Genomic DNA, 22,542 nt, shown 5'->3' with positions numbered 1-22,542 from the left:
GTGAAAAAAACAGCGCTTTATTGCGCAATGGCTGGGCTCACTGTAGTAGCCCAGCCAGCGCAAGCTCTTCAACAGGATGTGAATAGTAGTAACGCTGATATAGAAGTGATCACCGTGGTTGCCCATCGGCAGCCACGGCAACTTTCTGAAGTGGCTGGCACAGTTTCGGTTCTTAGCGAAGAACAAATGCAGCGCGACTTAGTGCTTAATGCAACTGACTTAGTGCGCTATCAAGTAGGAGTAGAAATAGATGACGGTGGTAGTAGGTTTGGTGATAGCGGTTTTCGTATCCGTGGTATTGGTGGTAACCGCACCGCAATCGTCATAGACCAAGTGCCAGTAGCCGACCAGTTTTCGGTTGGAGCATTTTCTGATACCGGTCGTGGCTTAATGGAACTCGGGCTGGCAAGCCGTGTTGAAATCTTACGCGGACCGGCATCCACCTTGTATGGCTCTAAAGCTTTGGGCGGGGTGGTTGCGATTAGCTTACTTGAGGCCGATGACGTGCTATACGGCAGCAACTACGGTACTCGGTTGCAGTTAGGCTATAACAGCGATAGTCATCGTGCCAAAGTGATGGCTGCTCAGGCCTATGCAAATCAGTCCGGCTCGTTGCTGCTAGCTGCAGCATTACAGTATGGGCAAGAATTACGAAGCGAGGGGGTCGCTGCTAGTGACCGTGACTTGCAACATCATCGCCAACAAGGATTATTAGCTCGATTAGCAACGGATGCGAGCTGGGGCCGCTGGCAATTTACCTTGGACGCTTTGCAAGAGAGTCGAGATACGAATATCCGCTCTGGTTTAGGTGAAGGTCGCCAAGCATCGACTACTTATTTGGCTGGTGATGATGCTCGGCAGCAGTGGCGTGCTCTGATCGATTTAGAGATGGAACCGCAAGCATGGGCCGATACCGGCCAGTGGCGGTTATATTATCAATACAGCGATACCGAACAAGACTCCCATGAAGAGCGTATGCTGTTACCCGAGCCGTTGCTTATTCAGCGCGATTTTGAATTTACCCAGCGTACCGCTGGCATCGGTGCTGACTTAGCTAAACAGTTCGACAGTGTCGGCTTTGCCCATAGACTTGGCTACGGCTTTGAATTGATTAGTTCAAGCTTAGTTGATGAACGTGACGCTCTACAAACCAATTTAACCACTCAAGTTAGCACCAATGTTTTATTAGGTGAGACCTTCCCGCTGCGTGATTTTCCGCGTAGCAGAGTGACAGAGTTTGGGATGTATGTGCATGACGAAATCGAACTCTGGGAGCAGGGACCGGTTATTAGCCCTGGGGTAAGATACGAGAACTACCGTTTACGGGCTCGCCATGATGCCCTGTTTGAATTGCGCTATCCACAATCTACGGTTACCGATTTAACCGAATCTGCGTGGCTACCTAAGTTTGGTGTGGTGTGGCCGGTAAGCGAGCAGGTTGAATGGTTTGGGCAATACGCACGTGGCTATCGGGCGCCGCCTTTTAGTGATGTTAACGTGGGCTTGTATTATCCACAGTTTCGAGTCTTGGCAATTGCCAATCCTGATTTGAAAGCCGAACGTGGTTATACCTTTGAAACAGGTTTACGCGCGCGTTTAACCGGTCACTCAATAACTGCGGCCGTGTTCCACAATCGTTATAGCGATTTTATTGAGAGTCGTGCCAGTTTGGGCTTTGATCCGGTTCGGCAGTTATTGATATTTCAATCGATTAACCGCGATAAAGTGGTGATTGAAGGGGCTGAATTTGAGTGGCAAGCAGACTGGAATCGGCAGTGGAGTAGTCAGCTGGCATTAGCATACAGTCGTGGTGAAGATCGTGAAACAGGCCTCGCCATAGCTGATGTTGCGCCACCTCAAGCTATCCTAGAAGTGAGTTATAGTAATGCCGACTGGGAATCGCGCTTGGTCCTCACGGCAGTGCGTGGGCAACGTGAATTACAAGATGCCGATGGCAGCTTATTGTTCTCAGCGCCTGGTTACGCCACTGTGGATTGGGTGAATCGCTGGTTTGTAGCTGATGACTTAAGCATAGGTGCAGGCTTGTTCAATTTAACCGATAGACGTTATTGGAAAAATTCCCGAGTTAGTGGGTATCCGATAGCAGATCCTAGTCTGGAAGTCTTAGCAGAAGCGGGATTGCATGCTGGAATAACGGTTAATTATCAATTCTGATTAGCGCTGCCGCAAAATTAATTTGAATAAATCTGTTGACAACAGCTCATTTCGCCTCTATATCGTCACTGACGAATAGAGGCGTCGCAGTTTTTCTGGAGTTGTTGGTCTGGAGGATAGGCACATCATGGCAACATTAAACCGTGAACAGATTATTAAGAAGCCGTTTAACGACTTCAAAAACTACCCTTATGGGTTTGCCCGCTCAGGTGATTTTTCTATCCGTGAAAGCGATTTATTAGCTAAACACGGCAGTATGATTGCTGCATTAATGAGTGGCGAAATTGAACCGCAAACGGCTGAAGAGCAATCCTTGTTGGCAGTTGCGCGTGGTGAAAAGGCCGCCGATACTGCGGTAGAAAAGGCTTGGTCTAAGTATCAAGCTCGCATTAACCGACCTAAAGTTGGCAGTATGTATGGTCGTAGCCGATACACCGATGACGCATTTGAGGTGAGCGGTGGCGATGATGACGATTTAGTGGTTGAAGATTAATCAAAAAAAGCTGGCGAAAGCCAGCTTTTTTATGGGTTAAAGCTAATTAGGCTTGTTCACGAGCAATGGCACGATAGCCAATGTCAGTGCGATAGAATGCCTGGTTCCAACGGATCTTACTAACGCCAGCATAAGCTTGCTGTTGAGCAGCGCTTACGCTATCGCCAATAGCAGTCACACACAGAACGCGGCCGCCGGCCGTCACTACTTGCCCTTCAGTATTGAGAGCCGTGCCAGCATGAAAGACCTTCACGCCAGTGGCTTCAGCTTCAGCAATGCCTGAAATCGCATCACCTTTGGCATAGCCATCTGGATAACCGCCAGCCGCCATCACCACGCCCACAGTCGCACGCGGATCAAACTGAATCTCACGACCAGCTAATTGGCCGGCGCAGGCAGCTAAGCACAGTTCAACTAAATCAGACTGTAAGCGCATCATGATGGGTTGAGTTTCAGGATCACCAAAGCGGCAATTGTACTCAAGTACTTTGGCGCTGCCGTCTGCTGCAATCATCAAACCAGCATAGAGAAAGCCAGTGTAAGGATGGCCTTCAGCTGCCATACCCTCTATGGTTGGCTGAATCACATGCTGCATCACCCATTCGTGCACACTAGGGGTAACCACAGGGGCTGGGGAGTAAGCCCCCATACCGCCCGTATTAGGGCCTTGGTCGCCGTTGTCACGTGCTTTATGATCTTGGCTCGAGGCAAACGGCAGCGCCGTAGTGCCATCCACCATGACAATAAAGCTCGCCTCTTCACCAACTAAGAACTCTTCAATCACTACTCGGCTACCCGCATCACCAAAGCGGTTACCTGCCAGCATGTCAGCAATAGCAGCATCAGCTTCAGCAAGAGTTTGCGCAATGATCACGCCTTTGCCAGCAGCTAAGCCGTCAGCTTTGATGACGATTGGAGTGCCTTGCGCACGCACATAGGCTTGTGCGGCTGCAACGTCCGTAAAGGTGCCATAAGCAGCGGTTGGTATTTGGTGACGTGCTAAAAAGTCTTTGCTGAAAGCTTTTGAGCCCTCAAGTTGAGCTGCGGCTTGAGTTGGCCCAAAAATAGTTAGGCCAGCTGCGGTAAAACTATCAACGACTCCCGCAACCAGCGGCGCTTCTGGGCCTACAATTGTCAGGGCAACCTGTTGTTGTTGCGCAAAGGCTAGTAAGGCAGCGATATCATCAGCAGCAATGGCCACGTTTTCGATACCAGTTTCAATAGCAGTGCCGGCATTACCAGGAGCGACAAACACTTGCTCCACACCCTGACACTGTGCGGCTTTCCAAGCTAATGCATGTTCGCGGCCACCGCCGCCAATTACCAATACTTTCATGAAGATACTCGTTAATTATGAGGTTTAACAAATTTTAACGTAAAGCGGTCACTCTCACCAATCTCAATATACTTGTCGCGATCTTGATCGCCGGCAGCTAAGGTTGGTGGCAAGGTCCATACGCCGCGTGGATGCTCAGTGGTGTCGTTTGGATTCGCATTGATCTCACTGCGCGCAACCAGTTCAAATCCAGCCGCCTCAGCGAGTGCGATGGTATAGCTTTCTTTGATATAGCCGCTTGATTCCATATCACTATCTGGACGAGTTTCCGGTAACCGGTGATCAACAATCCCTAACATGCCACCGGGTTTGAGAGCTTGATAAAAGGTCGCAAAGGCACCTTTAATACCAGCTTCGCCACTGGCCATATACCAATTATGCAGGTTACGGAAGGTGAGCACTCTATCAGCACTTGCTGGTGGTGCAATAGCACTATTCTCTAGGGGAGAAAATTCGGTGATGATGACGTTACCGAACAGAGCATCGTTAGCAACTCGTTCGGCATAGTTAGCGCGAGCGCGAATAGCGAAACCACGCTCGTCAGAAGTGGCAAAGCCAGCCGCATAGAGTTGCCCATGCTGATGCAGATAAGGGGCTAGGATTTCGCTATACCAACCACCACCTGGCCAAATCTCGACCACTGTGTGGTGCGGCGCCACTTCAAAAAACTCGAGTGTTGCTTGGGGATTTCGGTACTTATCTCGTTGCATGTTGCTTGGCGTGCGCGCCGGGCTATTCATGGCATCGGCTAATGCGGTGCTGTGAGCAGGGGCAGCCGCTTCATTCGAGCAGGCGCCCAGTAACGGAGTAAACAGTAGCGCTACGGCTACACCGGTTAATAGTTGACGTTTAGTGGGCATCGCTAGTTTCCTTTTGCATCATTAAGTTATATGAGCTTAGCGCTAATCGTTCAGTTAGCAACTAAGCTCGCTATCAATAACCTACGAATTAGTGACGGAAATGGCGCATTCCAGTAAACACCATGGCTATCCCATGCTCGTTGGCAGCTGCGATAATTTCTTCGTCACGAATCGATCCACCGGGTTGAATAATGGCAGTAATACCAGCGGTAGCAGCAGCGTCAATTCCGTCTCGGAAGGGGAAGAAGGCATCGGATGCCATCACCGAGCCTGCTACCTCAAGGTTCTCATCAGCAGCTTTGATACCAGCGATCTTGGCGCTGTAGACACGGCTCATTTGGCCGGCGCCAACGCCAATCGTCATACCGTCTTTGGCATACACAATCGCATTAGATTTCACAAATTTGGCTACTTTCCAGCAGAATAACAAGTCTTCCAATTGCTCGGCAGTTGGCTGCTTGTCGGTAACCACTTTGAGATCGGCTAAGGTGATTTCACCTAAATCGTTGTCTTGCACCAACAAGCCACCATTAACGCGTTTGTAGTCGAAGCTTGGTACTCGTTGTGCTGCCCATTCGCCACACTCGAGTACGCGCACATTAGTTTTGCTAGCGAGTGCATCTTTAGCCGCTTGGCTAATCACTGGGGCAATAATGACCTCGACAAACTGACGCGCCACAATTGCAGCTGCAGTCTCACCGTCGAGCTCACGGTTAAAAGCAATAATGCCGCCAAAGGCTGAGGTTGGGTCGGTTTTAAAGGCGCGTTCATAAGCATCCAACGGATTGTTACCTATTGCCACGCCACATGGGTTGGCATGTTTCACAATCACACAAGCTGGTGCAGTAAAAGATTTCACACACTCAAGGGCGGCATCAGTGTCGGCAATGTTATTAAAGGATAATTCTTTACCTTGCAGCTGAATCGCAGTGGCGACCGATGCTTCTGCTGGTTTGTGTTCAACATAAAAAGCGGCTTGCTGATGGCTGTTTTCGCCATAGCGTAAATCTTGTTTCTTCTGTAACTGGGTATTAAAGGTACGTGGGAATTTACTGCTTTGCTGGGGCAACCGTGCGCCAAAATATTGAGCAATCATGCCATCATATTGAGCTGTGTGTTCAAAAGCTTTAATCGCTAAGTTAAAACGAGAATCGAAGCTTAGGCTGTTTTGATTAGCATCCATCTCGGCAATAACTGCGGCGTAATCATCAGCATTCACAATAATAGTCACGTCTTGATGATTTTTGGCGGCTGCACGCACCATCGTTGGGCCACCAATATCAATATTCTCTACCGCATCAGCATGGCTACAATCTGGTTTCGCGACAGTTTCTGCAAACGGGTATAAATTTACTACCACCATATCTATGGCAGCAATACCTTGCTCTTGCATCACCGCTTGGTCTCGATCACGACGAGCTAAAATGCCGCCATGAATTTTAGGATGCAAGGTCTTTACGCGACCGTCCATAATCTCCGGCTGGCCAGTATGTTCTGACACATCTGTTACGGCAATTTGGTGCTGGCGCAGTAAGGCTGCCGTACCACCTGTTGAGAGCAGCTCGACGCCACGTTGCACCAAAGCCTGAGCAAATTCGACAATGCCAGTTTTGTCAGAAACACTGAGTAAAGCGCGTTGAATAGGGCGGTGTTGCATGAAATGTTACCTTTCTTTAATAGTGAGTATTAAGTATTCAGTAGATACCAGTAAACTAAGATAGTTAATTTAAGTATGTGTTAGCAAATAACCTAGGCGTTAAAAACTGAGGATTAGAAAGAAAAAAAGAGCACACCAGGCGCTCTTTTTTTGGGGGCACTTAGTTCATGCCGTATTTTTTCAGCTTCTTACGCAAGGTACCACGGTTAATGCCAAGCATTGTCGCGGCGCGGGTTTGATTACCACGCGTGTAAGTCATGACCTCTTCTAACAACGGTGCTTCAACTTCAGCCAAAACCAACTCATACAATTCTTCAGGATCATGTCCTTCTAATTGCTTTAAGAATGAGTTCATGGCTTGCTTTACTGAATCACGTAGTGGCTTCGGCTGGGCATTGTTACCAATGGTGGTAAATGGAGAAACCGGGTCACGATGTGCGTTTTGATCAAACATAGGTGCGCTCTATCTCTTTAGTTTACTGTTACAAAAAAATTCGCCAAGGCGTCGAGTTGCTCGGCTGCATCCTCAATCACCAAAAACTGCTGGCGAAAATCCGCATTGGGTTGTTGTTGTTGCAAGTACCAACCCACATGTTTTCTGGCAATCCTTACACCGCTAAAGTCACCATAGTGTGCGTGCAAGCGTTTCACATGCTGCTGCACAACTCGGCTAACTTCGTGCGCCGTTGGTGGTGCTAAGTGTTCGCCCGTTGCTAAAAAATGGGCGATCTCACGAAACAACCAAGGATTACCTTGGGCGCCGCGACCAATCATGATGGCGTCGGCACCGGTATACGCTAAAACCTCGCGTGCTTTTTCTGGCGTCGTAATGTCGCCATTAGCAACTACGGGTATCGACACCGCCGCCTTGATTGCTTTGATGGTGTCGTACTCGGCGTGGCCTTTGTACATACAAGCTCGAGTACGTCCGTGTACGGCTAACGATTGTATTCCCGCTTGCTCCGCAATTTGGGCAATGGTTACTCCGTTACGATGCTCAGGCGTCCAGCCTGTGCGAATTTTTAGCGTGACTGGCACATCCACAGCAGCTACCACAGCAGTTAGAATAGCTTCTACAAGCTTTGGATACTGCAGCAGGGCCGAGCCAGCTAATTTCTTATTCACCTTTTTTGCTGGGCAGCCCATATTGATATCAATGATTTGCGCTCCGTGCTCAACATTGTGAACAGCAGCCGCAGCCATCAATTCAGGTTCTGACCCTGCAATTTGCACAGCTTTCACTCCCGGTTCATCAGCATGGCCCATTCGGTCTTGCGACTTTTTAGTGGCCCACACTTGCGGATTGCTCGAGAGCATTTCGGACACTGCCAACCCGGCTCCCAATTCTAAGCAGAGCTGTCGAAATGGAAGGTCTGTCACACCGGCCATGGGTGCGAGAATTACCGGATTTTCTATTGGATATGGTCCGATCCGCATCGGTTAAAAACTGTGCAACTCAAGGGTCGGAAATTTTAGGGAATTTAGCGCAGAAAGAAAAGGCTGTAATTTGTACAAAAACAGCCTTTTTTGCATTTTTTCCACTTGACAAAGTTACTCAAGACTAGTGTTTGCGTTTTGCGTGTAACATCACCCAACCTTCGCTGATACGAACCGGGCTAAAGTCGAATTCTTTGTTATAAGCGGCTTGTACTGCCGGAACTTGACGCTCCAGAATGCCAGACATGATGAGTTCACCGCCTGGAGCAACAAAAGCACTAATAACCGGAGCTAATTCTTGTAAGGGGCCGGCCAGAATATTGGCCATGACCAACTCGGCTTGTAACTCCGGTTGCTGACTTGGTAAATACACGGCTAAGCGTTCAGCAACACCATTGCGCTCAGCATTGGCGGTACTGGCAATCAGAGCTTGTTGATCGATATCGGTACCAATAGCTTGCTTGGCACCCAGCAACAATGCTGCAATCGCCAAAATACCTGAGCCACAGCCAAAATCAACCACGGTCTTACCGGCCACCTCAGCGCTATCCAACCATTCCAAACAAAGTGCCGTAGTAGGGTGAGTTCCTGTACCAAAGGCCATCCCCGGGTCGAGCATGATATTGACCGCATCGGGCTCGGGGATATCACGCCAGCTAGGGCAAACCCACAGCCGTTGACCAAAACGAATGGGATGAAAGTTATCCATCCACTCACGCTCCCAATCTTTGTCTTCTAGAGCATCGGTTTTGTATTGTAGCTCGTCTTTGAAATAACTCGATTTGCGCAGGTTAGCGAGGATTGGCTTAAGGTCGGTTTCAGCTGGAAACAAACCAGTCACTAGAGTTTCCTGCCAATAGATGAGTTCGCCCAGCGGAGGCTCAAAAATCGGGTTGTCTTGGGCATCGCGATAGGTGACGGCCATAGCGCCATTGCCCTGCAGCATGTCGCCCACAAGGGGCGCATGCTTTTCAGGAGCAGATACGGTAAGTTGAATCCAAGGCATAGGCGTTAGTGACCACCCATGCCGAGCTTTTTCTCTAGATAGTGGATGTTCGTGCCACCGTGCTGGAAGTTTTCATCAGCCATGATGTCTTTCTGCAATGGCACATTGGTTTTAATACCTTCGATGATTAACTCACTCAGCGCATTGCGCATGCGGGCTATTGCTACATCACGATTTTCACCATAGGTAATTAACTTACCAATCATCGAATCGTAATTAGGTGGTACCCGATAATCTGCATACACATGCGAATCCCAACGCACTCCTAAACCACCCGGTGGGTGGAAGCGGGTGATGGTACCCGGCGATGGAATAAAAGTTGCTGGATCTTCAGCGTTAATCCGGCATTCAACAGCATGTCCGCGAATCACTACGTCTTCTTGTGAAATCGATAATTGACGACCCGCGGCAATGCGCAGTTGCTCTTTAATGAGATCGATTCCGGTAACCATTTCGGTAACTGGATGCTCAACCTGAATACGGGTATTCATTTCAATGAAATAGAACTCACCGTTTTCGTAAAGGAACTCAAACGTACCGGCACCACGATAGCCAATCTCGATGCAGGCTTTGGCACAGCGTTCACCAATAAACTTACGCATCTCTGCGGTAATGCCTGGTGCTGGCGCTTCTTCAACGACCTTTTGGTGGCGGCGTTGCATCGAACAATCACGCTCACCTAAGTAAACTGCGTTACCTTGACCATCAGCCAACACTTGAATCTCAATATGCCGAGGATTCTCTAGAAACTTCTCCATGTACACCATGGAGTTACCGAAGGCTGCTCCGGCTTCTGCTTTGGTGGTGCTAATAGCGCGAATCAGTTCGTCTTCTTTACGCACGACCCGCATGCCACGGCCACCGCCGCCCCCAGCTGCTTTTACTATCACTGGATAGCCAATCCGCTTAGCGGTTTTTAAGTTAGTGGCATCATCATCACCTAACGGACCACCGGAGCCAGGCACACAAGGCACACCTGCTTTCTTCATCGCTTCAATAGCAGAAACTTTATCGCCCATTAGGCGAATAACATCAGCGGTTGGGCCGACAAAAATGAAACCAGAGTTTTCTACTTGTTCGGCAAAGTCGGCATTCTCAGCAAGAAAGCCATAACCTGGGTGGATAGCTGCTGCGTCAGTAATTTCCGCCGCACTAATAATGCGTGGAATATTCAAATAACTATTAGTAGCAGGTGCATCGCCAATACAGATAGACTCATCGGCTAGCAGCACATGCTTCAAATTGCGGTCAACGGTAGAGTGTACCGCTACGGTTTTAATTCCGAGCTCTTTACAGGCGCGCAAAATACGCAGCGCAATCTCGCCTCGGTTAGCTATAACAACCTTATCTAACATGATTTTGGTCCTGGCTGATGCCGTTACTCAATAACAAATAATGGCTGATCAAACTCAACCGGCTCACCGTTTTCTACAAGAATTTGTTTCACCACTCCGCCTTTGTCGGCTTCGATCTGGTTCATCATTTTCATCGCTTCTACAATGCATAAGGTTTCGCCAGCTTTAACCTGTTGGCCAACGCTTACAAAGTCAGCGGCACCCGGTGCTGGAGCTGCGTAGAAAGTGCCAACCATAGGTGATTTAACAACATGGCCTGAAATTTCTGGCGCTGCTGCTTCTGCTGCAGGTGCTGCCGCCGCTGCCGCCGCCGGAGCTGGTGCCGGAGCAGGATAATGATGCATCGGTGCCGCTTGATAATGGACCGGAGCGCTGTGGCTGCCACCACGATGAATACGAACGGATTCTTCACCTTCGGTAATTTCTAATTCAGCGATACCAGATTCTTCTACCAGTTCGATTAATTTCTTAATTTTACGAATATCCATGAGTATTAATTACCTAATTAAATGTTATGAGTTGTGCTGTAAGTGCTGCTGGGCTGCTTGCAACGCGAGGCTATAGCCTTGCGCGCCAAGTCCACAGATAACCCCTACGGCTAGGTCTGATAAATAAGAATGCTTACGAAAGGCTTCGCGTGCATGAATATTGGAAAGATGTACTTCGATAAAAGGAATAGCTACCCCGGCCAAGGCATCACGCAAGGCAATGCTAGTATGAGTAAAGGCGCCTGGGTTGATTAGAATAAAATCGACATGGGTGGTTCTAGCTTCATGAATCCACTCAAGCAGTTGATGCTCAGCATTAGACTGTCTGCAGTCTAAAACAAGGTTTAACTGCTCAGCTTGTTGCCGCAGTTGATGCTCAATATCATTGAGGGTTTGTGAACCATAAATATCGGGCTCCCGAGTGCCTAACAAATTAAGGTTAGGGCCATTGAGAAGCAATAGTCTTGATGTTCTGGCATTTTTTGTCGTCATAATGCTGCGATCTGCTGCGAAACGTCATGTCTCTAGGAATTTAGAGAATTAGAGGCCAAATTTGGCCTCTAGTTCCATGCTTATCTTGGCATTATAGAGAAAAAATGAGATTACGCAGCAAAATACTGGTCTTATCACCGCAGTTCGCTGCAATCTTTAATTTTCTGTTGTACTTTTTACATGCTCTGTAAATTCATCCGCCGGTAAAAACCCAGTGACTCTGGCACCTTGAACTTCCTCGCCGGCATAGAAAAATAAAATGGTAGGCAAACCTAATACCTGGTAGTGCTGCAATATTGCATTGTTCTCAGCCGTGTTGGCGGTAACGTCTGCTTGTAGCAAGCGCACATCGCTCAAGGCTTGCTGAACCTGCTCGTTAGCAAAGGTGTAGCGCTCAAACTCTTTACAAGCAACGCACCAGTCGGCGTACAAATCTAACATCACCCACTGTTGATTAGCTGCGGCTGCTGCTAACTCGGCCTCAATTGCGGCAACAGAAGTCACTTGTTTGAAAGGCAAATGAGCGCTGCTGGGCTGTGGCCACCAGGTATAGAGTAAGCCACTAGCAAGAATTAGCCAAACACTGCTGAACACCACTGCTGGCTTGCGCGCCATTTCAGCCCAGCCGCTAACAATAAGGTAAATTGCACTAGCACAGATAAAGAGCACCCATAGCCAATCTGCTACGTGAAAGGGCAAGAGGCGTTCTACTAACACCAGCGCAACTGCGAGCAAGATAACGCCGAACAACCGTTTTACTGTGTTCATCCAAGCGCCGGCTTTAGGCAATAGTTTGCCACCCGTTACCCCGAACACTAATAAGGGTAGGCCCATGCCGATACTCAATGCATATAGAATGGCCCCGCCATTCACGATATCGCCCGACTGCGCAATGAATAGCAGCACGCCAGATAGCGGAGCGGTGGTGCATGGTGAGGCTATTAATCCTGATAGGGCACCCATGATAAAGACACTGGAATGTGCTCCACCACGTTGACCTTGGCTAATACTATTGAGGTAATTTTGCCACTTACTCGGTAAGGTGATGGTATACACACCCATCATACTCAGGGCCAGCAACACAAACACTAGGGCTAGCACCACTAACAAAACTGGGTGCTGTAACATGGCTTGATAGCGCAATCCAGCTAGGGCTACCACAATACCTAGTGCTGAATAGGTCACGGCCATCCCTTGTACATAAGCGAACGACAAGGTAAATGCACGCAGCGTGGTTAAGGGTTTACGCGCAGCTGTTGTCGAGCCAGTAGCCGATGCAGCAGGCCCAGAAGACCCCATGATGATGGCAGAAATAATCGGGTACATAGGCAACACGCAAGGCGTAAAAGCTAAGCCAATCCCGAGGACTAAAAATAACCCCAGCGACAACCACAGGGGCTGCTCATGAATTGCATCAAAAATGCTAGCAGATTCTGATTGTTGACTATTCTCAGTGATCTGCTCAAAAGACACTGCCGTGCCTGTGGCTTGTACGGTATTCAGCGCAATGGTTTTATCCGTGGGCGGGTAACATAAACCGGCATCGGCGCAGCCCTGATAAGAAATCACGAAAGTTTGCTGAGGCGCCGCCTGCTGCAATTCATAAGTGATTTCAACGTAATCGCGATACACCACAGTTTCGCCGAAAAACTCATCAACGTGGGGCTCACCTTCTGGTAATTGTGGTTGCGCTTGCAAAGCCACATCACTTTTCACCACAAATCGGTGCTGGTAGAGATAATAAGATGGCGCAATGGTCCATTGTAAGGTCAGCTGATCGCCGTCTTGCTTAAAATTGAACGCAAAAGCTTCGTCAACAGGTAAGAATTCGGGTTGTTGAAAAGGGTCACTACTTTGGAGCTGAAACTGTTGTGCCTGAGCCCCAGCAGTGAGCAACCATACTAGCGCGAATAAAGTAGAGAGAATAACGAGAGGGTACTGCTTAACTGTCATGATTGGGTGACCTGTGTTATCCAATTTAAATAATCGGGTGAGCCTTCCGTAATAGGCACAGCAATAAGTTCCGCCACATCGTAGGGGTGTGCCTGTTGCACCAGCGCAAAGAGTGCCTCAAGACAGCCTACGGTTGTCTTGATCTGTAACAAGACTTCTTCATCGGCATGGATATGATCATCCCACCAATACATGGATGTTGTTGGCGATGAAATATTAACGCAGGCAGCTAAGCGCGCTCGTAAAACTTTTTCAGCAATGGCTTTAGCTGATTGCTTGCTAGGACAACTGCATACCACAATACGATAGGTTGACGATGTTGGCATTAGTTTTATCTCTTCTCATTGAGTACGCTTAAAGACTATCTTACGACCAGTATACGAAAACAAAAAAAATTTATCATTGCACCTTGAGTTCTTATTTTTACCCCCCATAACTGGTGCACATTCACTTTTTAACTGCTTTGGTTCATCCCCAAAGCTTTTATCAACCCACAAACTTAGGTTTAGGAGTTATCCAAGATGAAACTTCGTCCTTTACATGATCGAGTGATCATTAAGCGTTCAGAAGCAGAAACTAAATCTGCTGGTGGTATTGTATTGACCGGTTCAGCCGCAGAAAAATCAACCCAAGGTGAGGTTGTAGCTGTAGGTAACGGTCGTATCCTTGAAAATGGCGAGGTAAAAGCGCTAGACGTAAAAGTTGGCGATACCGTGCTATTTAACGAAGGATATGGTGTTAAGACGCAAAAGATCGAGGGTGAAGAGTACTTGATCATGAGCGAATCAGACATTCTAGCGATCGTAGAAGGCTAAGGAGAAATAAACATGGCAGCTAAAGAAGTCATTTTTGGAAACAGTGCACGTCAACGCATGCTTAAAGGCGTGAACGTTCTTGCTGACGCAGTTAAAGTAACTTTGGGCCCGAAGGGTCGTAACGTCGTCCTAGAAAAATCATTTGGCGCACCTTTGATCACCAAAGATGGTGTTTCAGTAGCCAAAGAGATCGAACTAGAAGATAAGTTCGAAAACATGGGCGCACAGATGGTGAAAGAAGTTGCCTCTAAAGCTAATGACGAAGCAGGTGACGGTACTACCACTGCTACTGTGTTAGCTCAAGCAATTGTCAACGAAGGCTTGAAAGCGGTTGCTGCGGGCATGAATCCAATGGATTTAAAACGCGGTATTGATAAAGCCGTCATCAGTGCTGTTGAAGAGCTGAAGAAAATTTCACAACCTTGTGACAACACCAAAGCTATCGCTCAGGTAGGTACCATCTCAGCTAACTCAGATAGCACCATCGGTGAAATCATCGCTAAAGCGATGGAAAAGGTAGGCAAAGAAGGTGTTATCACGGTTGAAGAAGGTCAAGCATTGCAAGATGAACTTGACGTTGTTGAAGGTATGCAGTTTGACCGTGGTTACCTATCACCATACTTCATCAATAACCAAGAAAACGGCACTGTTGAATTAGAAAGTCCGTTTATTTTATTGGTTGATAAAAAAGTATCGAACATTCGTGAATTGTTACCAGTTCTTGAAGGTGTAGCTAAATCAGGTAAGCCATTGTTGATTATTGCCGAAGATGTTGAAGGTGAAGCCTTAGCGACTTTAGTTGTGAACAACATGCGTGGCATCGTGAAAGTAGCGGCAGTAAAAGCACCAGGCTTCGGCGATCGCCGTAAAGCTATGTTGCAAGACATCGCTGTATTGACTGGCGGTACTGTGATTTCAGAAGAAATTGGTATGGAGCTTGAGAAAGCTCAACTCGAAGATCTAGGTACTGCCAAACGAGTCGTGATCAACAAAGACAACACTACTATTGTTGATGGTAACGGCGACCAAGCAGCCATTGAAGGCCGTGTTGCTCAGATTCGTCAACAAGTAGAGGAAACTACTTCTGATTACGACCGTGAAAAACTGCAAGAGCGTTTAGCTAAACTTGCTGGCGGTGTTGCAGTTATTAAAGTAGGTGCTGCGACTGAAGTAGAAATGAAAGAGAAGAAAGCACGTGTTGAAGATGCTCTGCATGCAACTCGCGCAGCGGTAGAAGAAGGCGTTGTGCCTGGTGGTGGTGTAGCATTAGTGCGAGCTGCTAGCAAACTTGCTGACTTACGTGGTGATAATGAAGACCAAAACGTAGGTATCAAGTTAGCACTTCGTGCGATGGAATCACCACTGCGTCAAATCGCTACTAACGCAGGCGCTGAAGGTTCTGTGGTAGCCAATAACGTGAAAAACGGCGAAGGTAACTACGGTTACAACGCAGGTCAAGACGTGTATGGCGACATGCTAGAAATGGGTATTTTGGATCCAACCAAAGTAACTCGTTCAGCGTTACAGTTTGCTTCATCTATCGCAGCCTTGATGATTACTACCGAAGCTATGGTAGCGGAAGTGCCAAAAGATGAGCCAGCTGCTCCAGATATGGGCGGCATGGGTGGAATGGGCGGCATGATGTAATTTCGATTACGTCATAAAACCATTCAAAACGGGGAGATGTTTCGGCATCTCCCTTTTTTATTTTGTATGTCACACTTTCAATCCGACTAGCGTCTAAACTAATAGAAGCGCATATAATGCGATATCGAGCGTCTCATAGGAGGACTCAAATGATGAAAAAAACTCTATTAGTAACTGGTTTAATGTTAGCTGGGCTATGTCACCAAACTGCGCTCGCGGCGGAAGCGAAAGTTAGTTGGGGTGACCCCAAAAAATTCTTTGACATTGAAGCTGTTGGAGATAAACAAGACCGTTTTGAACAGCGAGTTATGGACGAGCTTACTGCTTATATTGGTGAATTAGCTGAGAAGCTGCCAGCCGATCATCAGTTCACCATAGCTATTAATGACATTGATTTAACTGGGCGTGTTGAGCCGGTTTTCGTTGATACTGGAATGCGCTATCAGCGTGTGGTTGACGAGATTAGTTATCCAATGATCAAATTTACCTACAGCTATACTGATGCTAACGGACAAGTTATCCAAGAAGGTGAGGAACGGATAAAAGATCTAGGTAGCATTATTACTCGACGTGAAATTATGCGTAGTAGCCGTGATAATGTTTACTTTGAGAAACAACTGCTTCGTGATTGGTTCAAAGATAACTTTAAAGAGTATTTTTAACTAGCTCTTTCAATACTGCAAACGCCACTCCTTCAGAGTGGCGTTTTACTTGCTTCGCCGGCAATCTCTCGAACTAACTTTGGCACTAAAAAGCCCGGTAGTTCAGCTAATAATTGTTGATACAGCTTAAGGGCTGCTTCATCGGTAACGGCAAAATGACTGGCACCAGCCACTTTATCTAATTGATGTAGATAATAAGGCATGATGTTAGCGGCAAAGAGTTTTTCGCTTAGTTCACTTAGGCAGGTAACTGAGTCATTAATCCCCTTTAACAGCACGCTTTGATTTAGCAGCGTAACACCGGCTTGATGCCAAGCTAGTGCGGCCGCAGCTAATTCGTCTGCTACTTCTCGCGGGTGATTGATATGCAACACCAGAATAGCTTGCAGGTGACTTCGGGCTAAGCGCTCGGCAAGCTTGCTGGTTAATCGCGTCGGCAATACTACGGGTAGCCGTGAGTGGATTCGTATGCGGCGTAATTGCGGTAGTTGTTCTAAGGTTGTTAGTATCTCATCAAGCTTTTCATCGGTAGCCAAAAGGGGATCGCCGCCACTTAAAATCACTTCATTAATATTGGTATCCGACGCTATGGTGGCAACTAAGCTGGCCAGTTCAGACCTACCAAAGCTATGCTGTTGATAAGGAAAATGACGACGAAAACAATAGCGGCAGTTAATCGCACAGCCACCTTTTAAGATAACTAACACGCGCGACTTATATTTATGTAGAATCCCCGGCTGCGTATTAGACTGCTCAGCTAAAGGGTCTTTGGTAAATTCTGGATGTTCAGTAAATTCGTTGTGGTGCGGCATCACCTGCAAGAGCAAAGGGTCATTGCAATCACCTGGCTGCATCAACTTCACAAAATGAGGCGTCACCCGCAGTGGAAACAGGCGCCTTGCCTCGCGATGTTGAGCAACCCAGCTAGCCGGTAGTTGCAGTAACTCACCAAGCTGTTCGGGTGAGGTTATTGCTTGTGCTAACTGCTGTTGCCACAGTGGACGAATGGATACTGCTTGAGAATCGGACACAAAAAACCTACTTATTATTTCCACGAACGAATTATTTTACCTGAAAAATACTGCGTTATGGTTTATTATTGCGCGCGAAATCGCTTAATTTAAAAGCATACGAGGAAGCTATGGCGAATTACAGCACAAACGAATTTAAAGCTGGCTTAAAAATCATGCAAGATGGTGAGCCCTGTTCAATTATCGAAAACGAAATGGTTAAGCCTGGTAAAGGGCAAGCCTTTAACCGTGTTCGTATTCGTAAATTAATCAGCGGCAAAGTTGTTGAGAAGACCTTCAAATCAGGTGACTCAGTTGAAGGTGCGGATGTTGTTGATGTTGATTTAGCCTATCTCTATAACGATGGCGAGTTCTGGCATTTTATGAACAACGAAACCTTTGAGCAATTGGCTGCCGATGCAAAAGCTGTGGGCGACATGACCAAATGGTTAGTTGAGCAAGATGTATGTACGTTAACACTTTGGAACGGTAACCCGATCGCGGTAACACCACCTAACTTTGTTGAGTTAGAGATCGTTGAAACCGATCCTGGTTTGAAAGGTGATACTGCTGGTACCGGTGGTAAGCCAGCTACGTTGTCTACAGGCGCGGTGGTTCGGGTTCCATTATTCGTACAGATTGGCGAAATCATTAAAGTAGATACTCGCTCTGGCGAATACGTATCACGCGTACAAAAGTAAATCAGTTAGGGCATAGCAGTGCAGCTATCAGATAATTGGCGGCCATCCGCGTCGTTAGAATTATTGCAACAACGGGCAGCATTGCTACGCCAACTTCGAGAGTTTTTCTGGCAACGTCAGGTGCTAGAAGTGGATACGCCATTGCTGTCACGCTATGGCGTAACCGATGTTCATCTGAGTAATCTGCAAACCGAAATTGCGGTGTTACCAAACCAACCTTTTTATCTACAGACATCACCCGAGTACGCCATGAAGCGTCTGCTTGCCGCTTATGGTTGTAGCATTTATCAACTTGGAAAAGTCTTTCGGGATGATGAAGTAGGGCCACGGCATAACCCTGAATTCACGATGTTAGAATGGTATCGTGTTGGCTTTACGATGGCAGAGCTTATTGCGGAAGTCGTCGAACTCCTATTATTAGTGTTGGGTGAGCGTATGGTTGTCCAACAAACCTATCAAGAGCTCTTTCAGCGTTATCTCGCAGTTGATCCTCTTGCGGCTTCAGTCTCGCAACTGCAACGGACTTTAAGTGATTACCCCGAAGTTGCAGATTTAGCTGAGCGCGAGGACGATCGAGACACTTTACTGCAATTAGCCATGGCTTGCGTGATTGAGCCTCGCTTAAATGTTGACGCAATAACCATTGTCACTCATTTTCCGAGTAGCCAAGCAGCCTTGGCAGAAATTGCCGCTGATGATAGTCGTGTGGCCTTGCGATTTGAAGTGTATGCAGGCGGAATAGAGCTTGCCAATGGCTATCAAGAGCTCACGCAAGCAGCCGAACAAACGCAACGTTTTGCGTCTGATAATCAACTACGTTTGCAGTTGGGGCGTCCTCAAGCTGCAGCCGATACGCGACTACTACAAGCACTTGCTGCAGGGTTTCCGAACTGTGCCGGAGTTGCTTTAGGCTTTGACCGACTACTCATGATCCAAAGCAAAAAGGCGAACATTCAATCTGTGCTACCTTTTGATCTGTCTTGCGCCTGATTAAGTAATGTTATAATATAACACGACTGTCTTGGCACACCTTAAGTAAAAGCACGGATTATCATGACGCAACGTTCGCTCGACAAAACTGGTATTTGGGTAACCACCTTATGTGCGTTACATTGCCTCGCTTTGCCTGTGATTTTACCGTTGTTATCGGTGATTGGTTTATCTTTTATTGGCGAAGAGTTTTTAGAGCGTACTATCCTTTCGTTGAGTATTGTGATTGGTCTTATCGCCTTAGGCTTCGGCGTACGTAAACATGCGCAATGGTACCCGTTGTTATTATTAATCTGCGGTGGCGCTGTTTACTGGAATAAAGATAGCTTTGGTGAGTTTGCTGAACCTTTAGTTATTCTCATTGGTGCCGGTCTAATCATTGCTGCGCACTGGGTTAACTTAAGATTAGTACGCAGCTGTCCGATCAAGCCTCAAGTGCAATAGGCTATTGCACTTTACGAGTTAGGATAACCCCAGCTTCCATGTGATGAGTATATGGAAACTGATCAAATAACGCCGTTTGGGTAACTTCGTGAGTGTTGGCTAATTGGCCAATGTTTTCAGCTAAGGTTTCCGGGTTACAGGAAATATAAACAATCATCTCGTACTGACGTACAAGCTCAATCGTATCCATATCTAATCCAGCTCTTGGCGGATCCACTAAAACCGTTTGGCAATTAAAACTCAAAACATCGGCCTCAGTCGCGCGGCGAGATTGTTTGCTGCCAGCTAGAACGGCACTGAAATCTTCAGCAGACATCCTAACTAAAGTGACATTCTTTATCTTATTTAATTCGCAGTTATAAATAGCAGAAGCGACAGAAGTTTTACTTATTTCTGTAGCCAACACCCGGTCAAAGTTTTGTGCTAACGGCAAACTGAAATTCCCATTACCACAATACAGTTCGAGTAAGTCGCCAGGACGGTCTTGTGTGGCTGCTAGGGCCCATTCAATCATATGCTTATTTACTGCAGCATTAGGTTGCGTAAAGCTATTTTCAACTTGTTGAAAAGAGTAATCACGCCCGGCAATCGTTAAAGTCTCAGTCACCCAATCTTGCTCAAGACAGATTTTTTGTTTTTTTGCTCGGCCGATAATGTGAATCTCACCATATTGGCTTAAGTGCTGCTTTAATTGCTGTGCGAACAACTGCCACTCTTCATCTAATTGGCGATGATAGATTAATGAAATCAATGCTTGTTTTGTGGTTGTGGTTAGAAACTCCACCTGAAACAGCTTATTGCGCAGCACCGGTTGGTATTTAACGTAGTCAATAATTGCCGGCATCAAGCGATTAATAAGCTCACTCCCTACCGGAAATTGATCGATGCGTATCTTTGCGCGCGTTTCTGCGTCAAACATGATGTAGAACAGGTCATCGCCGTCATGCCAAACTCTAAATTCGGCGCGCATCCGATAATGTGAGGCCGGCGAGGAAAATACTGTTGGCGATGCCGCAGTATAAGGAGCCAGCAGCTGTTGCAAGCGCGTTACTTTAGTCTCAAGTTGACTGGCATAGTGGGCCGGATTAACTGCACCTGAAGTCATGGTTGCTCCTATCGCTAAAAAAGACTGGGCATTGTAACCTTCGACTTAAAAATGTCTACTAGCATGACCGAGCAATTCAAAATGTAAAAATCTACCTATGACATTGCACATATCGGAAATATAGACAATGATGACAGGGTTAGATATTTTTATCTAAGAAACTCCCATAAATAGAACAATATATAAAAAGGTTTCAGCTATGTCTAAAGTGTCCAAGTTAGGAATGTTTGCCATAACCACGGCGGCCTTGTGTGTTGCATCGGCCGTTCATGCGGAGCAGCCCGATTCGGCTGGCCACAACAAAGAGCGAGTGTTAGTCGAATTCAAACCAGGTACACAAAGACTTGTAGCTGACTATGTGATGGCTAATGATGCCAGCAAACCTGAGCCAACGCCTCCGCCTACGGACACCAAGAAAAAGGAGAAACCAAGAGAGCCTTGGCCTCCTAAGTTTATCGTTCTTGATCTTCCTGAACGTAACATGATGGCGTTGGAAGTTTCCGCTAATGCAATTCAGGGGCTCCGTAATAATCCGAATGTGATTTCAGTAGAGCCGGATGAGAAGCGCTATCTCTACAGTACTCAATACGAACCTGGTAAGCCTTACGGCATCAGTCAGGTACAAGCAGACTTATTGAGTGATGGTGCCGCAGGTAGTCGAACTCTTTGTATTATCGATTCAGGGTATGATTTAGGCCATCCGGATCTGCCTCAGACGAATGTTTCTGGTAGTTTTGATGCTGGTACCGGCAATTGGTATACCGATGAGAACGGCCATGGTACCCACGTTGCCGGAACTATTGCGGCGTTAACCAATGGCGAAGGCGTTGTTGGAGTATTGCCCAATGGGCAAATCAATCTTCACATCGTGAAGGTGTTTGCTGAATCGGGTTGGGCCTATTCTTCTTCATTGATTGCCGCAACCGATGAATGTGTAGCAGCCGGTGCCCAAGTGATCAATATGAGTCTCGGTGGTTCTCGTGCGAGCAAAGCTGAAGAACGAGCTTTTGCCAATCTTGCCAATGCCGGCGTGCTAAGTGTCGCTGCCGCAGGTAATGACGGCAATACACGACATTCTTATCCTGCTTCTTATGCATCGGTCGTATCAGTCGCTGCAGTTGATGCTAACGAACAAATAGCTAGCTTTTCTCAACAGACAGATCAAGTTGAGCTAGCCGCGCCTGGGGTCGGTGTTTTATCTTCTGTACCTCGAGGTACCGGTGAAAAAGTAGAATTAACCGTAGCGAACACCCAATACACAGCCAATTCAATCGATGGTGCGTTTCCAACTATTGCCACGGGCGCATTAGCAGCTTGCGGTATTGCTGATACAGCATGTACAAATGTAGCTAACCAAGTCTGCTTGATTGAACGTGGCGTGGTATCTTTCGCTGAAAAGGTACAAGCCTGTGAAGCCGGTGGTGGCGTGGGCGCTGTTATATATAACAATGAACCGGGTGAGTTACTGGCAACCCTAGGTGATTATGCTGCCAGTATTCCAGCAGTCGGTATTAGCGCTGCCGATGGTGCGACTTTGTTAACCCAACTCGGTAGTAGCACCTCAGTAGGTTCAGCTACCAGCGATTGGGCTTTCTTTGATGGTACGTCAATGGCATCACCGCATGTTGCTGGTGTTGCAGCACTTGTTTGGTCTTATCATACAACCTGTAGCAACCAAGATATTCGCACCGCACTAACCCACACAGCTAAAGACTTGGGTACTAGCGGTAAAGACAATGCCTATGGTTACGGCTTAGTACAGGCAAAAGCCGCGGTTGATTACTTAGATAGTTATGGTTGTAGTGGAAATGGCGGTGATAATACCGGTGGCGGTGATACTGGGGGAGAAGATGGTAGTAATCCTGGTAGCGGTAAAGGAAATGGTAAAGGCGGTAAAAAGTAGCCTTTTCACTGGA

The 22,542-nt window shown here is 47.2% G+C and carries 22 protein-coding genes; 9 read left to right on the top strand and 13 right to left on the bottom strand.

Going from position 1 to position 22,542, the window contains the following annotated elements; genetic code table 11:
- On the top strand, positions 1–2,175 hold the full coding sequence (locus tag AB8S08_RS10575; RefSeq protein ID WP_369742710.1) for a TonB-dependent receptor domain-containing protein: 2,175 nt from the start codon (positions 1–3) through the stop codon (positions 2,173–2,175).
- Positions 2,176–2,302: 127 nt separating this feature from the next.
- Positions 2,303–2,668, top strand: a complete 366-nt coding sequence (maoP, locus tag AB8S08_RS10570) for a DUF413 domain-containing protein (RefSeq protein ID WP_110075450.1) — start codon at positions 2,303–2,305, stop codon at positions 2,666–2,668.
- A 46-nt stretch (positions 2,669–2,714) separates the two neighbouring features.
- On the opposite strand, the gene purD is transcribed toward maoP, so the two are convergent.
- The 11 genes from purD to cutA form a co-directional block, all read right to left on the bottom strand.
- Positions 2,715–4,004, bottom strand: a complete 1,290-nt coding sequence (purD, locus tag AB8S08_RS10565) for a phosphoribosylamine--glycine ligase (RefSeq protein WP_153827248.1) — start codon at positions 4,002–4,004, stop codon at positions 2,715–2,717.
- An 11-nt stretch (positions 4,005–4,015) separates the two neighbouring features.
- Positions 4,016–4,864, bottom strand: coding sequence for a class I SAM-dependent methyltransferase (locus tag AB8S08_RS10560; RefSeq protein WP_369742709.1), 849 nt, complete (start codon positions 4,862–4,864; stop codon positions 4,016–4,018).
- An 88-nt stretch (positions 4,865–4,952) separates the two neighbouring features.
- The gene (purH, locus tag AB8S08_RS10555; protein ID WP_369742708.1) at positions 4,953–6,521 is read right to left on the bottom strand and encodes a bifunctional phosphoribosylaminoimidazolecarboxamide formyltransferase/IMP cyclohydrolase; all 1,569 of its coding nucleotides are present in this window, start codon (positions 6,519–6,521) and stop codon (positions 4,953–4,955) included.
- 160 nt (positions 6,522–6,681) lie between these two features.
- Positions 6,682–6,975, bottom strand: a complete 294-nt coding sequence (gene fis / locus AB8S08_RS10550; protein ID WP_110077004.1) for a DNA-binding transcriptional regulator Fis — start codon at positions 6,973–6,975, stop codon at positions 6,682–6,684.
- 17 nt (positions 6,976–6,992) lie between these two features.
- A complete protein-coding gene (dusB, locus tag AB8S08_RS10545) occupies positions 6,993–7,958 on the bottom strand; it encodes a tRNA dihydrouridine synthase DusB (protein ID WP_110077003.1) in 966 nt (321 codons plus the stop codon).
- A 124-nt stretch (positions 7,959–8,082) separates the two neighbouring features.
- Entirely contained in the window at positions 8,083–8,964 is an 882-nt protein-coding gene (prmA, locus tag AB8S08_RS10540; RefSeq protein WP_369742707.1) for a 50S ribosomal protein L11 methyltransferase, read from the bottom strand.
- A 5-nt stretch (positions 8,965–8,969) separates the two neighbouring features.
- The gene (gene accC, locus AB8S08_RS10535) at positions 8,970–10,319 is read right to left on the bottom strand and encodes an acetyl-CoA carboxylase biotin carboxylase subunit (RefSeq protein WP_369742706.1); all 1,350 of its coding nucleotides are present in this window, start codon (positions 10,317–10,319) and stop codon (positions 8,970–8,972) included.
- Between the two features lie 23 nt (positions 10,320–10,342).
- Complete coding sequence (accB, locus tag AB8S08_RS10530) at positions 10,343–10,807, bottom strand: acetyl-CoA carboxylase biotin carboxyl carrier protein (RefSeq protein WP_369742705.1); 465 nt, start codon at positions 10,805–10,807, stop codon at positions 10,343–10,345.
- Between the two features lie 24 nt (positions 10,808–10,831).
- Positions 10,832–11,299: a type II 3-dehydroquinate dehydratase gene (gene aroQ, locus AB8S08_RS10525; protein ID WP_369742704.1), complete on the bottom strand. Its 468-nt coding sequence runs from the start codon at positions 11,297–11,299 to the stop codon at positions 10,832–10,834.
- A gap of 156 nt (positions 11,300–11,455) precedes the next feature.
- Positions 11,456–13,252, bottom strand: coding sequence for a protein-disulfide reductase DsbD (locus AB8S08_RS10520; RefSeq protein WP_369742703.1), 1,797 nt, complete (start codon positions 13,250–13,252; stop codon positions 11,456–11,458).
- Positions 13,249–13,578 (bottom strand): divalent-cation tolerance protein CutA, encoded by a 330-nt coding sequence (gene cutA / locus AB8S08_RS10515; RefSeq protein ID WP_110076997.1) that lies wholly within the window; start codon positions 13,576–13,578, stop codon positions 13,249–13,251. The genes AB8S08_RS10520 and cutA overlap by 4 nt, the downstream gene beginning before the upstream one ends.
- Positions 13,579–13,773: 195 nt before the next feature.
- Here cutA and AB8S08_RS10510 point away from each other — a divergent pair, with 195 nt between their 5' ends.
- The 3 genes from AB8S08_RS10510 (at position 13,774) to AB8S08_RS10500 (ending at position 16,376) form a co-directional block, all read left to right on the top strand.
- Positions 13,774–14,067, top strand: coding sequence for a co-chaperone GroES (locus AB8S08_RS10510; RefSeq protein ID WP_110076996.1), 294 nt, complete (start codon positions 13,774–13,776; stop codon positions 14,065–14,067).
- A 12-nt stretch (positions 14,068–14,079) separates the two neighbouring features.
- Entirely contained in the window at positions 14,080–15,714 is a 1,635-nt protein-coding gene (gene groL, locus AB8S08_RS10505) for a chaperonin GroEL (protein ID WP_369742702.1), read from the top strand.
- 149 nt (positions 15,715–15,863) lie between these two features.
- A complete protein-coding gene (locus tag AB8S08_RS10500) occupies positions 15,864–16,376 on the top strand; it encodes a DUF3016 domain-containing protein (protein WP_369742701.1) in 513 nt (170 codons plus the stop codon).
- Between the two features lie 32 nt (positions 16,377–16,408).
- On the opposite strand, the gene epmB is transcribed toward AB8S08_RS10500, so the two are convergent.
- On the bottom strand, positions 16,409–17,407 hold the full coding sequence (epmB, locus tag AB8S08_RS10495) for an EF-P beta-lysylation protein EpmB (protein ID WP_369742700.1): 999 nt from the start codon (positions 17,405–17,407) through the stop codon (positions 16,409–16,411).
- A gap of 110 nt (positions 17,408–17,517) precedes the next feature.
- On the opposite strand from epmB, the gene efp reads away from it, so the two are divergent.
- The 3 genes from efp (at position 17,518) to AB8S08_RS10480 (ending at position 19,521) form a co-directional block, all read left to right on the top strand.
- Positions 17,518–18,087 (top strand): elongation factor P, encoded by a 570-nt coding sequence (gene efp, locus AB8S08_RS10490; protein ID WP_369742699.1) that lies wholly within the window; start codon positions 17,518–17,520, stop codon positions 18,085–18,087.
- Between the two features lie 18 nt (positions 18,088–18,105).
- Complete coding sequence (gene epmA / locus AB8S08_RS10485; RefSeq protein ID WP_369742698.1) at positions 18,106–19,077, top strand: EF-P lysine aminoacylase EpmA; 972 nt, start codon at positions 18,106–18,108, stop codon at positions 19,075–19,077.
- 63 nt (positions 19,078–19,140) lie between these two features.
- Positions 19,141–19,521: a MerC domain-containing protein gene (locus tag AB8S08_RS10480; protein ID WP_110076991.1), complete on the top strand. Its 381-nt coding sequence runs from the start codon at positions 19,141–19,143 to the stop codon at positions 19,519–19,521.
- A gap of 1 nt (position 19,522) precedes the next feature.
- Here the strand turns inward: AB8S08_RS10480 and trmA are convergent, their stop codons facing one another.
- The gene (trmA, locus tag AB8S08_RS10475; RefSeq protein ID WP_369742697.1) at positions 19,523–20,626 is read right to left on the bottom strand and encodes a tRNA (uridine(54)-C5)-methyltransferase TrmA; all 1,104 of its coding nucleotides are present in this window, start codon (positions 20,624–20,626) and stop codon (positions 19,523–19,525) included.
- Positions 20,627–20,825: 199 nt separating this feature from the next.
- Here trmA and AB8S08_RS10470 point away from each other — a divergent pair, with 199 nt between their 5' ends.
- Positions 20,826–22,529: a S8 family serine peptidase gene (locus AB8S08_RS10470; RefSeq protein WP_369742696.1), complete on the top strand. Its 1,704-nt coding sequence runs from the start codon at positions 20,826–20,828 to the stop codon at positions 22,527–22,529.
- Positions 22,530–22,542 lie beyond the last annotated feature (13 nt).

It is taken from the genome of Pseudidiomarina sp. PP-1MA (assembly GCF_041200125.1).
Taxonomy (GTDB): Bacteria; Pseudomonadota; Gammaproteobacteria; order Enterobacterales; family Alteromonadaceae; genus Pseudidiomarina; species Pseudidiomarina fusca.
Note: the sequence above shows the minus strand (reverse complement) of the source record. Positions and strands in the feature narration are given on the sequence as shown.

Excerpts from the sequence above, each read along its gene's own strand:
- cutA (WP_110076997.1), bottom strand. The coding sequence starts at position 13,578 with ATGCCAACATCGTCAACCTATCGTATTGTGGTATGCAGTTGTCCTAGC.
- AB8S08_RS10520 (WP_369742703.1), bottom strand. The coding sequence starts at position 13,252 with ATGACAGTTAAGCAGTACCCTCTCGTTATTCTCTCTACTTTATTCGCG.
- AB8S08_RS10510 (WP_110076996.1), top strand. The coding sequence starts at position 13,774 with ATGAAACTTCGTCCTTTACATGATCGAGTGATCATTAAGCGTTCAGAA.
- accC (WP_369742706.1), bottom strand. The coding sequence starts at position 10,319 with ATGTTAGATAAGGTTGTTATAGCTAACCGAGGCGAGATTGCGCTGCGT.
- purH (WP_369742708.1), bottom strand. The coding sequence starts at position 6,521 with ATGCAACACCGCCCTATTCAACGCGCTTTACTCAGTGTTTCTGACAAA.
- aroQ (WP_369742704.1), bottom strand. The coding sequence starts at position 11,299 with ATGACGACAAAAAATGCCAGAACATCAAGACTATTGCTTCTCAATGGC.
- efp (WP_369742699.1), top strand. The coding sequence starts at position 17,518 with ATGGCGAATTACAGCACAAACGAATTTAAAGCTGGCTTAAAAATCATG.
- fis (WP_110077004.1), bottom strand. The coding sequence starts at position 6,975 with ATGTTTGATCAAAACGCACATCGTGACCCGGTTTCTCCATTTACCACC.
- purD (WP_153827248.1), bottom strand. The coding sequence starts at position 4,004 with ATGAAAGTATTGGTAATTGGCGGCGGTGGCCGCGAACATGCATTAGCT.
- groL (WP_369742702.1), top strand. The coding sequence starts at position 14,080 with ATGGCAGCTAAAGAAGTCATTTTTGGAAACAGTGCACGTCAACGCATG.
- prmA (WP_369742707.1), bottom strand. The coding sequence starts at position 8,964 with ATGCCTTGGATTCAACTTACCGTATCTGCTCCTGAAAAGCATGCGCCC.
- AB8S08_RS10470 (WP_369742696.1), top strand. The coding sequence starts at position 20,826 with ATGTCTAAAGTGTCCAAGTTAGGAATGTTTGCCATAACCACGGCGGCC.
- AB8S08_RS10500 (WP_369742701.1), top strand. The coding sequence starts at position 15,864 with ATGATGAAAAAAACTCTATTAGTAACTGGTTTAATGTTAGCTGGGCTA.
- trmA (WP_369742697.1), bottom strand. The coding sequence starts at position 20,626 with ATGACTTCAGGTGCAGTTAATCCGGCCCACTATGCCAGTCAACTTGAG.
- maoP (WP_110075450.1), top strand. The coding sequence starts at position 2,303 with ATGGCAACATTAAACCGTGAACAGATTATTAAGAAGCCGTTTAACGAC.
- AB8S08_RS10480 (WP_110076991.1), top strand. The coding sequence starts at position 19,141 with ATGACGCAACGTTCGCTCGACAAAACTGGTATTTGGGTAACCACCTTA.
- accB (WP_369742705.1), bottom strand. The coding sequence starts at position 10,807 with ATGGATATTCGTAAAATTAAGAAATTAATCGAACTGGTAGAAGAATCT.
- dusB (WP_110077003.1), bottom strand. The coding sequence starts at position 7,958 with ATGCGGATCGGACCATATCCAATAGAAAATCCGGTAATTCTCGCACCC.
- AB8S08_RS10560 (WP_369742709.1), bottom strand. The coding sequence starts at position 4,864 with ATGCCCACTAAACGTCAACTATTAACCGGTGTAGCCGTAGCGCTACTG.